13 protein-coding genes are annotated in these 15,225 nt (G+C 32.5%); 6 read left to right on the top strand and 7 right to left on the bottom strand.

Annotation, left to right across the window (positions count from 1 at the left end; genetic code table 11):
* Nucleotides 1-23: 23 nt before the first annotated feature.
* From MKY04_RS04370 to MKY04_RS04350, 5 genes are all read right to left on the bottom strand, one after another.
* Entirely contained in the window at nt 24-1,298 is a 1,275-nt protein-coding gene (locus MKY04_RS04370; RefSeq protein WP_346235393.1) for a TRAP transporter large permease, read from the bottom strand.
* An 11-nt stretch (nt 1,299-1,309) separates the two neighbouring features.
* Nucleotides 1,310-1,789, bottom strand: coding sequence for a TRAP transporter small permease (locus MKY04_RS04365; protein ID WP_346235392.1), 480 nt, complete (start codon nt 1,787-1,789; stop codon nt 1,310-1,312).
* 62 nt (nt 1,790-1,851) lie between these two features.
* Nucleotides 1,852-2,919: a TRAP transporter substrate-binding protein gene (locus MKY04_RS04360; RefSeq protein ID WP_346235391.1), complete on the bottom strand. Its 1,068-nt coding sequence runs from the start codon at nt 2,917-2,919 to the stop codon at nt 1,852-1,854.
* Nucleotides 2,920-3,058: 139 nt separating this feature from the next.
* On the bottom strand, nt 3,059-4,633 hold the full coding sequence (locus tag MKY04_RS04355; protein ID WP_346235390.1) for a PucR family transcriptional regulator: 1,575 nt from the start codon (nt 4,631-4,633) through the stop codon (nt 3,059-3,061).
* Between the two features lie 31 nt (nt 4,634-4,664).
* Complete coding sequence (locus MKY04_RS04350; RefSeq protein WP_346235389.1) at nt 4,665-4,835, bottom strand: hypothetical protein; 171 nt, start codon at nt 4,833-4,835, stop codon at nt 4,665-4,667.
* A 616-nt stretch (nt 4,836-5,451) separates the two neighbouring features.
* Here MKY04_RS04350 and MKY04_RS04345 point away from each other — a divergent pair.
* The 3 genes from MKY04_RS04345 (at nt 5,452) to MKY04_RS04335 (ending at nt 8,941) form a co-directional block, all read left to right on the top strand.
* Complete coding sequence (locus tag MKY04_RS04345) at nt 5,452-6,708, top strand: MFS transporter (protein ID WP_346235388.1); 1,257 nt, start codon at nt 5,452-5,454, stop codon at nt 6,706-6,708.
* Complete coding sequence (locus MKY04_RS04340) at nt 6,692-7,444, top strand: nucleoside phosphorylase (protein WP_126293564.1); 753 nt, start codon at nt 6,692-6,694, stop codon at nt 7,442-7,444. The genes MKY04_RS04345 and MKY04_RS04340 overlap by 17 nt, the downstream gene beginning before the upstream one ends.
* 282 nt (nt 7,445-7,726) lie before the next feature.
* Nucleotides 7,727-8,941 carry an ISL3 family transposase gene (locus tag MKY04_RS04335; RefSeq protein ID WP_346234469.1) on the top strand — a complete coding sequence of 405 codons (1,215 nt, stop codon included), beginning with the start codon at nt 7,727-7,729 and terminating at the stop codon, nt 8,939-8,941.
* Between the two features lie 114 nt (nt 8,942-9,055).
* On the opposite strand, the gene MKY04_RS04330 is transcribed toward MKY04_RS04335, so the two are convergent.
* Both MKY04_RS04330 and MKY04_RS04325 read right to left on the bottom strand, forming a co-directional pair.
* Nucleotides 9,056-9,565, bottom strand: a complete 510-nt coding sequence (locus tag MKY04_RS04330) for a C40 family peptidase (protein ID WP_346235387.1) — start codon at nt 9,563-9,565, stop codon at nt 9,056-9,058.
* Nucleotides 9,566-9,913: 348 nt separating this feature from the next.
* Entirely contained in the window at nt 9,914-10,951 is a 1,038-nt protein-coding gene (locus MKY04_RS04325) for a C40 family peptidase (protein WP_346235386.1), read from the bottom strand.
* 248 nt (nt 10,952-11,199) lie between these two features.
* Between MKY04_RS04325 and brnQ the strand changes: the two genes are divergently transcribed.
* The 3 genes from brnQ to MKY04_RS04310 all read left to right on the top strand — a co-directional run bounded on the left by brnQ (nt 11,200) and on the right by MKY04_RS04310 (nt 15,002).
* Nucleotides 11,200-12,504, top strand: a complete 1,305-nt coding sequence (gene brnQ, locus MKY04_RS04320) for a branched-chain amino acid transport system II carrier protein (protein WP_126293567.1) — start codon at nt 11,200-11,202, stop codon at nt 12,502-12,504.
* A 64-nt stretch (nt 12,505-12,568) separates the two neighbouring features.
* On the top strand, nt 12,569-13,522 hold the full coding sequence (locus MKY04_RS04315) for an LCP family protein (protein WP_346235385.1): 954 nt from the start codon (nt 12,569-12,571) through the stop codon (nt 13,520-13,522).
* Nucleotides 13,523-13,628: 106 nt separating this feature from the next.
* Nucleotides 13,629-15,002 carry a S41 family peptidase gene (locus MKY04_RS04310; protein WP_346235384.1) on the top strand — a complete coding sequence of 458 codons (1,374 nt, stop codon included), beginning with the start codon at nt 13,629-13,631 and terminating at the stop codon, nt 15,000-15,002.
* Nucleotides 15,003-15,225: the final 223 nt, after the last annotated feature.

Below are 15,225 nucleotides of genomic sequence, written 5' to 3'. Positions count from 1 at the left end.
TTATTATAAAATTTAAGAAATAGTTAACCCAGAAAACGAACTAAGAATAATGATAAATCCGGTACATAGGTAATTATTAACAATGCCGCTACATTAAAACATAAAAACTTGCCGATAAATGGCAGCATTTCTTTTAGCTTTACTTCACTTAAAGATTGACTCACAAATATATTCATACCAAAAGGTGGTGTATACATACCTAAGGCTAAGTTAGTGATCATAATAATCCCTAAGTGAACTGGATCAACACCAAGTGAAATCGCAGACTGGTATATTAAAGGTGCTACTACAATTATAGAAGCTACCCCTTCCATAAACATTCCCATAACTAATAATATAAGGTTTAAAATTAATAAGAATACAATCATTGATGTAATGTTGTTCGTAATAAACTCTACGACCATTTGAGGTAATCTTGCGCGAGTTAAAACCCACCCTAAAATTTGGGCAGCTGCTACTAATACTAAAACTTGTGCAGAAGTAATAGCAGAGTCAATACTAATATCAATAATTTTTCTTAATGTAAGTTCTTTATAAATAAACAGACCTACAAGTATTGCATAAACAACAGATATACCTGCTGCTTCTGTCGGACTAAATAGTCCAGTATATATTCCACCAAGAATAATAACAGGAATCATTAATGCCCACCCTGCAGATATAGCACTATTTAATAATTCTTTCCCCGTTGCTTTTGGATCTCTTGGAAGCTTATTCTTTTTTGCATAAATATAAATATATAGTAACGATGATAAGCCTAAAAATAGCCCGGCACCAATTCCCGCTATAAATAATGAGCTTACAGAAACACCAGTAACTGCACCAAAAATAATTAATGTTATACTCGGCGGAATTACAAGTGAAACTGCCCCAGCGGATGCTATTAAACTGGAACTAAACCCTCTGCCATAGCCACCGCGCAACATTTCTGGATACATAATCTTCCCTATCGCTACAACTGTTGCTGGGGCAGAGCCAGATAGCGCGCCAAAAAACATACTTGCTACTTGTGTTGTCATGGCAATACCGCCTGTTAGATGGCCGACAAGTGCTTTCGCTAATTTTAAAATTCGGCTTGACAATCCACCTCCGTCCATTAAGTTGGCAGCAAAAATGAAAAATGGAAGTGCCATTAATGAGAACTGGTCAATTCCAGCAAATAACCTCTGTACTAATATCATCGGTTGTGTATCACTAAATAATACGATGGCTATAAATGACGCCAAACTTAAAGATATAAAAATAGGTACACTTGTAAATAAAAATAAGAATATCAAAATTACTAGTGCAATTAACATTGGGTACCCTCCTATTCTTCTTGAAAATCAATTGATTTATTTTTTAATAACATAATCGTATTTATTGAGATATGTAATATTGAGAGTAGTGCACCAACTGGAATTGCTAGGTAAATCATATACGTTTTTATTTCAAGTGATGGAGAAATTTGGCCTGAATTATAACTAAACATCACTAAATCCAGACCATATTTAACAAGAAAAATCATAAAAATAAGCGCTAATATGTTAATAAGTAATTGCAGATATCTTTTTCTTTCTGTTTTCAATGAAGTCATCAATAAATCAACTCCTACATGTAAACCTTTTCTAAAACAAATAGCCATTCCGATAAATGTTATGTATATCATAGAATATCGGATAAACTCTTCTGTTCCATCAAAGTTATACTTAAAAATCTCACGACTTATAATATTAATGAATAAATCTACAGAAACTAAAAGGATTAAAAGTCCAACAAAATATTCCTCTATTTTTTTTACATATTTCATAACAAAACACTCCTTCTTTATAAAAGAAACTGTGAAGCAACAAATACTTCACAGCTTTTTGTTTAGTTTAATTCATTAATAACTTGTTTAAATTTTTCTAAAAGCTCAGGTTGATTGCCAGCACCATATAATTCACTATAAGTTGCTTCTGATACATTTTTGAAAACTGCAATTTCTTCATCTGTTAGTTCGTAGTATACCGTTCCACTATCAATAATGTTTTGACGATATTCTTCTTCTGTTGCTACTAAATTATTTCGCGCTTCTGTACGTCCATGTTCCTCAGCTTCTAAAATTAACTTTTGGGTATCTTCACTTAACCCTTCAAACCAAGATTGGTTTGCCATAAGAATATATGTCATTGCACCATGCTTTGTATCCATAACAAATCCTTGAACTTCATGATAATTATTTAAATAAATTGTTTGTAGTGGATTCTCTTGTCCATCAACAATTCCTTGCTGTAGACCGTTATACACTTCCGCATAAGCCATAGGAATTGCAGATGCACCCCAAGCTTCATATTGAGAAATTAAAAGTGGTGATTCCATTACACGAATTTTTAGCCCTTCTAAATCAGATGGTGAATGAATTTCTGCATCCTTTGTAGAAATTAACTTATATCCACCTGGCCAATATCCAAGGCCTTTAAATCCTCCTTGTTCAAGAGTACCTAATATTTCTTGTCCAACTTCTCCATCTAATACTTGATACATTTTTTCAGTTTCTGTAGGTAATAAATACGGTAAATCTACAATCTTGATATCATCAACAAAAGGTGTGATTACTGAGGCAGGTTGCATAGTTATATTAATTTCACCTATTTGTGTTGATTCTACTTGCTCACGCAAACTACCTAACTGGGAAGCAGGGAAAATGTCTACTGTAATTTTCCCACCAGATTTTTCTTCGACATATGATTTAAATGCTTCCGCACCAACATCTTCTGGACTTCCAATAGGTTGATTATGGCTAAATGTTATAGATAATTCTTCATAATCTCCTAAAATATTTGTATTATTCTCAACTGTTGAAGCTTCCGTTTTTTGTTCTTCACTTTGTTCTTGGGCACATGCAGTAATTACAAGCAATAAAATTAGTACTAAAAATGTAAATGACAACTTTTTCATATAATACCCCCTACTCACAATTCAAATATTGGATTTAAAATCCAACCCATAAACAAATAATAAATACTTCTTTGAATTTTTTAAATATTCTATACAACAATAAATTCTTCTTTAAATTGTCTTAATCTACAATTTTTACTTACATAGATTGTCTACTTTCATGAATAATACATCCAATATAAAACATCGTTCGATCATCTACACGCTTGAAAGATAGCCCCGTAAGCTCTTCCATTCTTTTTAAACGGTACTTTAAGGTATTAACATGTATATATAAACAATCGGACGTTATTTTCAAACTCTCATCATGATTGAAATAACATTCTAAAGTCTTTACAAGTTCGAATCCTTTCTCATCATCAAGAATCATCAAGATGGTCTCATTATAAATATTAAGCAATTCTTCCGAAGACCCTAATTCAAAAATTAAACGCCTAGTTCCAATTTCATCATAATGAGTAATAATTCCTAACCTATTTGTTTGATTAGCAAGTTGTAAAGCCTTTTCAGCCTGCTTAAAGCTTTTTTTCATGCCTACTATTCCTTTTAATTCTTGACCCACGCCAATTACTATTGATGAAGAATGATGAATTAATAGTTTTTTTAATAATTCTTGAATTTTATCCAGTATATCTCCTTCAAGAATTGTTTTCGGTAGTGCGATTGATATACTCTCCTGGGTGAATGCAACAATTATATAATGATGAATTTTCTTGATTGCCTCTGACAACCGATATTTATTGCGCTCTAAATCTTTACGGAATGCATCTATATTTTTGTAGTTTGTAATAATAAGACATTGATAGCCGATAGTCGTTGATAAATTATATTTTTTTCCCCATATTTCAATATTTCTTTGATTTAAAGATTCACTGTAAACAATTTCTTTGAAAAAATCCGATTCATATTGTTGCTCAATATCTATTCGTACTTTTTTCTTTAAAAACTCAAATGATAAAATAGATACTGCCTTTTCAAGTAATAAAATATCCGATTCTAAATGTTCCCTATACGGTGCCCAGCTAGTAATGTTTCCATAATACTTACCATCAACTATGATTGGCGATATAACCGTTTCCAAAGAATGTACTTGTCTATTCCGTTGCATTGGCACAGGTTTTTTTATAATTAAAAGTTCCTGAATTTGTTCTTCAGTTATTGGTTGGATGTCATAGTGGTTATCACCTGTTAGGACGTAAGAAATTTCACTCTCAATCGTAAGATCAAAATCTATAAACCTCTTTAGAGTATTCATAAAATACTCATACCCCTCAACTTCTAATGAAATTTCATTTAACATTTTCATAGCTAATTCAATCTTTTTATAATCAATTGAACTATCATTCATGATTAAATTTAAAACAGGCGACATAATGTCTAAGTATTTAATTTCCTTAGGTATTAAAATTATTGGAAAGTTTAATGCATTACCGCTTCGGATAATACTCTCGGGAATTTTATTATCTAAATAAACTGTTTTAATAGCTAATGCACTTGCATTAACTCTATCAAGCTCATAGATTAGATTAGCAATAGCATGTTCATCATCTTTTATAGCGTATAAGGATGTTAAAATAATTTCATTTCCTTTTAACCATTTCGATACTTCTGGAACCTCCATTATTGTGATGTTTTTCACATACCTATCTAAGCCTTTTTCACCTGCGACTACATTACACTTAGCTAGTCCTTCTGTATTTAACAACGTTTTCACAGCATGCACTACTTATCATCTCCATATATAATTAGTACAAATTAAATTGATTACGGATAATTGCTAAATCCACCTCTAAAATATCACAACACTTTTTCACTTCATCTTGAAAGTTAAAATCATTAGGAATAGGTAAATCACGATTTTCTTGATAAAAACTAATTAGACCAAATAACTCTTTAATTGCTTGTTCTTTTGTCATGGTTCTCCACCTCTGATTATTCAAATTTTAGAATTATTAAAATTGTCAATTTTTAATATAATAGCATAAATTTATACAATTGTATTTATATATTCAACTAATCAAATCATACTATTAAAGATAAATTTAAGTTTATGAGGTAATTTAATCGTTCCAATCCTTTTATTATCAAGTCCTAAAATATTTATAATTGTAGTGACTAAAATGTTATTTTAAAAAATAATTAGTTAGTTGAACTGTCTGCAAAAAGGCAAAATAGCACAATAAATACTTACAACTAAAGTAATGAAGCTCTTAATTTTAACTTTTTTGAAATAGAAATGAACAATACTATTGGAGAACTAATAACAGATTAAAACTAAACAACTACAAACCTAAAGTACTTAATTTAAAATCTACTTCTTTTTACAAAGACTTAATTAACAAAATTACGAGGTTTTAGTACCTGTTTTTGTTTTGTATATATACATACCTTGTAATGTAAAATTTTCAATTATCACAATTTTCACACTTTATTTTTGTCTGTTTGAACACATCTTTAAATTCTTTTATCAATGTATAATTCGACTATTCAGAATATTTTGGGTGAACTCATCATTAAGGAGGGTGAATAATTATGGATTATCGTAAAAAAACTGTTTTCGCTTCAACTGCTGGTTTAGCGCTAGAAGGTATGGATATCATGTTTATATCTTTTGCCATGTCTATGATGGTTACTGATTTTGGTATTAGTTTAGCTCAGGGAGGATTAATCTCTTCAGTGACTAACTGGGGAATGCTTTTAGGTGGTATTATTTTTGGCATTCTGGCAGATAAGTTTGGAAGAGTACTCGTATTTACTTACACAATTATATTATTTGCAGTCGGTACTGCTTTAACAGCTATAGCGCCAAATATAGAAACAGTATATTTTTTTAGATTTATTGCTGGCTTGGGTGCTGGAGGGGAATATGGTATTGGAATGGCTTTAGTTGCTGAAGCATGGCCAAAAAAATGGCGTGGTAGAGTCTCCTCATATGTCAGTATAGGAGGACAAATTGGTGTCATTTTGGCAGCTCTTTTGAGTGCAATTATTTTACCTACATTAGGTTGGAGACCATTATTTTTTATTGGGATCTTACCAGTGATCCTAGCATTCTATCTTCGCCGTAACCTTGCTGAATCTCCTGAGTGGTTAGAAGCACAAAAGAATAAAAGAAATAATAAATTAGAAGCAACTAAAAGTAACCCTCTTTTACAGTTAATTAATACTCCTAAAATGGCGTTTACTACTATAGCAATTACAATTATGGCAACAGTTCAAGTAGCAGGTTATAACGGGTTAATGGTTTGGTTGCCCTCAATGTTACAACAATCTCATGGTTTTTCTGTATCGGGTTCAGCTATATGGACTATCAGTACAATAATCGGAATGATTGTAGGAATGTTGACTTTTGGTATATTCATGGATAGATTTGGAACAAAAATTACGTATGGATTATTTCTTATTTCATCCGGTATTGCAGTATTTTTATATTCGTTTGCTTCAAGTAGTATAACACTTTTAATCGGAGGAGCAATTGTAGGATTTTTTGCAAATGGAATGTATGCAGGATATGGGGCTCTGATTAGTAATCTGTATCCAACGGAAATTAGAAGCACAGCAACTAATACAATTTTCAACTTAGGACGTGCCGTTGGAGGTTTTTCTCCTATATTTGTAGGATTTATTTTACAAAGTTACAATATGACTATTGTTATGATTTACTTAGCTAGTCTATATTGTATTTCTCTATTAATGGTTCTATCACTTAGAGATAATAGAAAGAAAAAAGAAGGTAAATACATTATAGATTACGAAAAGGCAGGATTAGAAAATGACTATTCATCTTAAAGGTATCTCTTCAGAAGACATTGGAAAAGTAACTTTACTCGTAGGGGATCCTGGGAGAGTTGAAATAATCTCGCAAAATTTGGAAAAACCAAGATTAATACTTAACAATAGAGAATTTGTACTTATGAATGGATTTTGGAATGGTCAAAAAGTATCCATTTGTTCGACAGGAATAGGTGTAAGTTCTACTGAGATAGCTATTATTGAATTAATAGAACAGGGTGCAAAAATATTAGTAAGAATTGGTGGATGCGGTGCGTGGAAGGATGATATTAAGCCAGGAGATATTATCATTAATAATGCAATGGCTCGTGAGTTAGGATTACTAAATGCTTATGCTATAGATTCCTTTCCAGCAGTAGCAGATCCCTTATTAATTCAAAGTATAATGGAAAAAGCTGTTTCAAGTAAATTTAATACACATTTTGGAATTGGTCTTACATCGCAGTCTTATTATTTAGGACAAGATCGTAAACCCAGAATAAAAAATGGGCCAAATGTAAATAATTTAATGAATTATTGGCAAGAACGTTCTATTCTAAACTGCGAGATGGAAACAGCTGTTATTTATATGTTGGCATCTATTTATGGTATTCGTGCTGCTAATTGTCTAGTTGTTCATGGAAATAGACTTAACAATGAGTGGGTTCCAGAAGAAGAATATCATAATATACATGTAAAAGTTACAAACATAGTTTTAGAGGCTTGTTTTGATGTTTTAGAAAAATATAATTAGTTTAATAAAATTAAGTTAACTTAATAAGGATTGTTGTAAATATTTGGGATGGAGACACAATTCTTCATCCTTTTATATTCTTTACATAAATTATTAGTTACCCTAATAATCCTTATTCCCCTAATTCCCCACAAGTATTTCAAAATAAATCGAATCAACCACTCTTTTCTTTAGGCTCTATAATATTTGTTGGGGTTTGAAAAAATTCATAAATAAAAAAGCACGTAATCACCGATTTCTATATACTTGAATTGTCTAGAAACAAGCAATGAAAGGTGATACGTGCAAATGAATTTTAACATGAATATTCCAGGATTAAAAGGTGTAACTGTTCATAAGGTGGAGGAGATGGGGGAACGTATTGTTCTACACGTTTCCATACCAAAAAAAGAACATCAATGTCCGGCATGCAAGAATATAACATCAAAAGTCCATGATTATCGAATTCAAAAAATTAATCATTTAAAATGGTTTGAACGATTAACCGTCCTTTTTTATAAACGTCGTCGTTATGTATGCCAATGTGGGAAACGTTTTTCAGAAAAATCCCCTTTCGTGGATAAATATCAACGTTTCTCGAAAGAATGGAATCAAGTTGTACGAATCCGTTCAATAAAGGCAAAAACATTTAAAGAAGCAGCTGAAGTACTTGGTACATCAAGCTCAACAGTGATTCGTCGCTTTAAAGAAGTAGTAAAGGAACAATTAAATGAAGGGGTTCATTTACCAAAATGTATCGCGATTGATGAATATAAAGCAGATACCGATGCGGGAACTTATCAATTAATTATTGCCAATGCGGAAACACATGAACCAATTGATATTTTACCAAATCGTAGAAAAGAAACCATTAAGGATTACTTGATGAAATACGGTGCAGATGTAGAAATTGTGGTTATGGACATGAATCCAAGCTTTAAAGCAGCAGTTAGGAAGGCGTTAAATCGCCCGATTATTATTGCGGATCGCTTTCATTATTGTCGTTATATTTACTGGGCACTAGATGAAGTACGTCGAAATGTTCAAAAAGAATGGCATGCATATGATCGAAAGAAATGTAAGAAAATGCGTCATGTACTATATAAACGATTTGATAAGTTAACAGAAACGAATCGTTGGTACTTAAATCGTTACATAGGAATGTCGAAGGAACTAAAGCAAGCCTATGAATTAAAAGAAGCTTACTGCGAATGGTTTGATTGGGCAAAAACTTCAAATGATTTGATAGAAATAAAAAAAAGATTAGAAGCCTTTTACCGAAAGGTAGAAGAAGCAAATATTCCGGCATTTTTAAAGGCTATTCAAACGCTAAAAAATTGGCAAGTTGAAATTTTAAATAGTTTAAGTTTTGGATATTCAAATGGTTTTTTAGAAGGAATTAATAATAAATCAAAAGTTTTGAAGCGCAATGCTTATGGTTTTAGAAGCTATGAACACTTTAAAGCGAAAATTTTATTAAATAATTTATATAAGAAAATTGGGGTTCATTTAGGATAATCGGGGTGCCGTGTAATATCACTTCACCCCAACATTTGACATAGAACCTTTCTTTAACAAAAAACCCTCTGTCAGAATTGTATTCCAACAGAAGGTTTGATTAATTGAGTATTATTATTTTTTTGATACTAGTTTAACATCACTAATACGTTTTGCACCTACGTATTTGTCTGCCCAGTACCATTTATCGTTAAGTGGAGTAATTGTTACTCCTTGACTAGTTGATGCATGAATGAATTTTCCGTCGCCGTAGTAAATACCTACGTGTGAAATGCCGCGTCCTGACGTATTAAAGAATACTAAATCTCCTGGAATCAATTCGTTTTGGCTCACTGATTCCCCCACATTATACATTGAAGCTGAAGTTCTTGGTAACGAAGAAACACCTAAATCTTTAAACACTTTTAAAACAAAGCCTGAGCAGTCAAAACCGCTTGCCGTCGTTCCAGCGCTTTTATAAGGAGTACCTAAATATTGTTTCGCAGTTTCTCTCAGTTCAGTTGAAGTGAAATCTTCTTTCACTTCTGCTGCTGAAGCATCTCCTGATACGATTGGTGAAAAGTATATAGTTAATCCAGCCGCTGAAGCTAGTAAGATTTGTTTAATTCGTTTACTGTATTTCATCGTGTCCCTCCACTGTAACAGAAATTTTCTGAAAAATTATCTGTACTTAGAGTAACACGATATTCCCATCTATAACATTACAGTTTCATAACAAAGAAATTACACTATCAGCTTTTTTTGCTATTTTTTGAAAACGACGGAAACCCATATATACCAAGGGTTTCATGGTATACCAAAACAATTTTTGTTACCTTAGGAAATTATTATGTTATATAACGTAATATAGAAAAACTGTATTTGTAACATTTGTAACAAAACTCCAAGCTATAACTTGTCCAATTTACATATAGTTCGTACTACTTTTTATGATAATTCTACTAGAAAGGAAATGATCTTGATGATATAAACTTAATATTCGCTGCTTAATTGATTAAATCGTTTAAATGCTACAAAATGAGAATCCCAGTATTCATACTCAAGCTTTGTCAATTCAACTGCTTTAGTCCCGGCATGAATAAACTCACCGTTTCCTATATATATTCCCATATGTGAGATTCCTTTTTCATAAGTATCCTTAAAGAACACTAAATCCCCTGGTACAGGTGATTCAACAGCTGTAGTATCATTAAAGAAATAATCCTTACTGCTTTTACGGACAATGTTTAAACCTGCCTCTGCATAGACATACCGGACAAATCCACTGCAATCAAAGCCTGCTGGTGTATTTCCTCCATATAAATAGGGTTTACCTAGTAAAGAAGTTGCGATTTCAATAACTTTGTTGTAAACAGCTTGTCCTTCTCCTAAGGAATTAGAGAGAATACTAGTTTCCTTTGCCAATTGTTCTTCAATTTGTTGATTAGTTTCTCCTAGCTTGTCTCTTTCAGCTTGTTGCATAGGTTCTCCTAAATCGGCTGTTGTAGATGAATTTCCAATTTTTAAGGTTTGTCCAATAAATATCGTATCGGATTTTAAATTGTTCCATTCTTTTAATTGTGCAACGTTAACATTGAATAGCTTTGCAATTTTCGTTAATGTATCACCTTTTGCTACTGTGTAAGTTGCTGTTTTAGCTTCCTTTAAGTTATTTTGCTGTGATTTCGAGGTTACGCTTGTTGTTTCTTTTTTAACATCCCTCGTCGCTTGATTGTTATTACTTCCATTATTCTTCACTTCACTGCTTGGCTTGTTAGTTCCTTTGCTCTTTGCTTCATTCAGATTGGAAGAGTTCGGCATAACTAATTTTTGCCCGATAAATATTAAATCATTATTTAAATTATTTTGTGCTTTCAGTTGCTGAACAGTAGTTCCGTTTGCTTTTGCAATTTTCGTTAATGTATCACCTTTTTGCACAGTATAAGTAGATGCTTCAGCAATTGGTGCTGCTATTACAGAAGTTGCAATTATTGCTGAAGACAATAAAAGAAGCTTCTTATTCTGAATCAATTTTGAATCACCCTTTCAACCCTAAAGTTTCCTATATTTCCACCTATTTTTAATTTCGACAACTTTTATAATATTTTAATGGAAAGTTTTTTTCGAAAAGTATCATTTTTTCGACATTTATCGAAAAGATATCGTAATAGTACTTGATTCATCTGCAAAATATGATAAAATTCAACATTGTGTGTACTTTAATAATTATTATTTTTTGAAAGTTTAAGCTTTTCAAATTAGAAAGGATTTTGTAGTTCATGAAATTTTTTAAAGAAAATCTCGCAGTTGGATTTATGCTTCTAGCATTATTTCTAGGTGCAGGAAATATAATTTTTCCACCTTTATTAGGACAATTATCTGGACATGAAATTATTCCTGCCATGATTGGGTTCCTTATTACAGGTGTAGGGTTGCCTTTAGTTGGTATTATCGCTGTAGCTAAAAACGGCGGTGACTTACAGGTTGTTGCAAATCGTATACACCCGATGTTCAGTGTTATTTTCACATCGGTTATTTATTTATCAATAGGTCCATTGTTTGCAATTCCGCGTACAGGGGCTGTAACGTATGAAATTGGGATTGCTCCATTTTTATCTGAGGCTGCACAAGGAAGTTGGGTTCCTTTATTCATAACTTCACTGCTATTTTTTGCGATTGTTCTTTATTTATCGCTAAATCCGTCAAAATTAATCGATACAATAGGTAAGCTTTTAATGCCCGCTTTACTAATTGTCATTCTGTTGCTGGCGTTTAAAAGTATTCTTACACCATTGGGACCAATTGGGGAGCCTCATGGTGTTTATGTAACAAAAGCTTTCTCTGAGAGCTTCATTCAAGGTTATTTAACAATGGACGTACTAGCTTCACTTGTATTTGGGATTGTTATCGTACAGGCATTACAAGGAAAAGGCATTGTTGACCGTGCAAAACAAGTGAAAATTACGGTTTTCTCTGGAGTTATTGCAGCTATTGGATTAGGTTTCATCTATATTGCACTTGCATATATTGGTGCAACAAGTACAAGTACTATTGGTTTATTAGATGATGGAGGAAGCATTATCGCTGAATCAGCACGAGCACTTTACGGCAATGCAGGTAATATTATTTTATCTATTACAATTATATTAGCTTGTTTAACTACGGCTGTTGGTTTGGTTTCAGCTAACGCAAGCTACTTTAATAAGCTATTCCCTAGCCTTTCATACAAATGGCTGGCTGTAATTTTTACAGTTTTTAGTTTCGTTATTTCAAACTTCGGTTTAAGTAAATTAATCGGTATAACGTTGCCAGTTCTACTATTCATTTACCCGATTGCAATTGTTTTAATGCTTTTAGTACTGTTCGACAAAGCTTTCGGTCGAAATCCAATCGTTTACAGCTTAGCTTTAATTGCTACAGCATTTGTAAGTTTGTATGATGGATTAAAAGGTGCTGGCATTGAAATTTCTTGGTACGAAAATATTTTAAAAACATTCCCGCTTTACGATCAAAGTATCGGCTGGCTTGTCCCAGCAATCATTGGTGTTATAATAGGATGGATCATTCACCTTATAACAAAATAAATGAACAATGAGACTAAAATCTCCTCTTTTTACATATACTTGTAAATGGAGGAGATTTTTTCATATGTCAAACTGGCTTACAAAGAAAAAGATAATATTAAGTTCCATTTTAATCGTATTTATTGCTTTAATTGGATATACAACGTATTTATATTTAAATTTTAAATCTACAATGGAGGCAATTCATAATCCAATCCAACAAGAGGAAACTAAAAATGCTATTGCTTCAAATAATGCACCTATATTAGAAGAGCCTCAGAAACAGGATTCTACAACCCCTTCCCCAATTACCCTTCTTTTACTTGGAATCGATCAATTGGAGGATACACCTGGACGAGCTGATACAATTCTATTTCTAACGATTAACCCTGAAACAGAATCAATGAAAATGCTAAGCATTCCAAGGGATACATATACAGAAATAGCTGGGCTTGATTTTTCTGATAAAATTAATCACTCTTATGCATTTGGTGGAATGCAAATGGCACATGCGACCGTTGAAAACTTACTGCAAATTCCAATAGATTATGTTGTCACAATTAATATGGAAGGATTTAAAGAATTAGTTGATTTGCTGGATGGTGTAGAAGTAGAGAATGAGTGGGCATTTTCAAATTGGGGTTATGATTTTCCTGAAGGCACTATTACTTTAACAGGAGAAGAAGCACTTTCTTTTGTACGAATGAGAAAGCAAGATCCACTTGGAGATTTCGGAAGACAAATTCGTCAGCGTCTTGTTGTTGAAAGCTTATTAGATGAACTTTCTTCATTAAATTTAGTATGGCAAGTGCCATCTATACTCGACATGTTGCGTGAACACTCTGAAACGAATATAACATTTGACGAGATCAAACAATTTGCTAAATATTATAAACCTGCTTTAAACAATATTGAACAGCTTCATTTTGAGGAAGGTGATGGAAGAATTGAAAACGGCATTTGGTATTATTTCCCTTCCGAAAAAGAACTTGAATCTATAAGAGAACAATTAAAAAACTCGCTCACCATTGAAAAATAAACCACTATAGTAAAAATCTTAATTTTTTCTTAAAATGTGTCTGAAACAGGTCACTACTACTACCAAAGGTATATAATGAAAATATTCAGATTAAGAGGTGTTCAAAATGAAAAAAATCGTACCATTTTTATTAAGTCTATTAATCGTTCTAACTTTACCTCTCCAAACATTTGCAGCAAGTTTAGATGAAGTTATCTCGATTATAGAAAGCGAATATGTTGGCGATATTAAGGGCAATTTAGACAATGCTGAATCAATTGATGACGTTATGGAAATGCTCGATCCGTATTCTGCCTATTTTACAGCAGAAGAATATAATGCATTTATAGATTCTGTTGATCTTAAAACAGTCGGAATCGGCATCGTTATCGAAAAACATGAAAAAGGTATTTTAATAGTTGATGTCGTTGAGAATGGCAGTGCAATAAATTCCGGTATAGAAGCCGGGGATATCATCACTGAAGTAGATGGAAAATCGACAATCAACATTAGTACAGAGGAAGCTCAAACTTTACTTCTTGGTGAAGAGAATACTAGAGTTGATCTTACAATATTAAAAAAAGATGGTACTATAACTCATAAATTATTAACTCGCCAATCCTTTGCACTGCCAAATGTGACGACAGAATTGTTATACGGAAATGTAGGTTATATTGCACTCAGCTCGTTTTCTGAAGATGGGGCTAAGCTAGTAAAAGAAGCATATAATGATTTGGTAAGTCAGGGTGCTACTTCATTTATCTTAGACTTGCAATATAATGGCGGCGGATATGTCGCAACAGCAGAAGAATTAATTGGTCTATTTCCTAATGCTCCATATGCATACAACGTGAAGTACTCAACTGGATCGGAAATGATTCGGTCAATAAGTCAGGAAGTAAATTTCCCAAAAAATACACGATTACTTGTCAATCGCTATAGTGCAAGTGCGTCTGAAATGACGACAGCTGCTGTACTCGATCAGGATGCTGCAATTGTTTACGGTGAACAAACATATGGAAAAGGTACAATGCAAGGATTCTATCAATTTAGAGATGGTAGTGTTTTAAAATTAACTATAGCTGAATTTTTCGGTCCAAATGGTACAGTAGTTAAAGATGTTGGCTTAACACCTGATATTGTGACAAAATCAAACCCATTATATCAAGCTCATTTTGATAGTATTGCAGAAAATCTATCAAATTATAAAAAGCTTCCTAGTTTAGAAAATGTCCCAACTACAAAAACGTTTAAAGTAAGCTTTAGTAAGGATATTAAACAACAACTTGTCGAAAATGCGGTAGAGCTAGTTGAATTAGGTGGAGACAAGGTAGAAGTTTCACTAAAAGCAAATAACTCTCAACTAGAAGTAACACCAGTTGAACCATTAAAAGCTGGATCACAGTATATATTAATCTTCCATCCAACAATTCAAGATAATGAAGGAAAAAATCTAAAAACAGGAAAATATCTACACATTACTGTTCAGGAAGAAAATTAGTAGGAAAGCGTCTATCTCTTAAAGATTGACGACATTCAGTTTAATTTAGTAGATATGCAATTTATCAATGCAATCTGGGAACAAAGTTTAGACTTTAGTTTACACGACGACTGCTTATTGGCGAATGGTCTTAGCATATTCTATTAATCCATGACAAAAAAAAAGCGACAAACTCTAAAAAAATAGAGAGTTTGTCGCTTTTAATTTATCTTACAAGTTCTTT

It is taken from the genome of Lysinibacillus telephonicus (assembly GCF_039654155.1).
Taxonomy (GTDB): domain Bacteria; phylum Bacillota; class Bacilli; order Bacillales_A; family Planococcaceae; genus Ureibacillus; species Ureibacillus telephonicus.
This window is presented reverse-complemented; position numbering and strand designations above follow the sequence as displayed.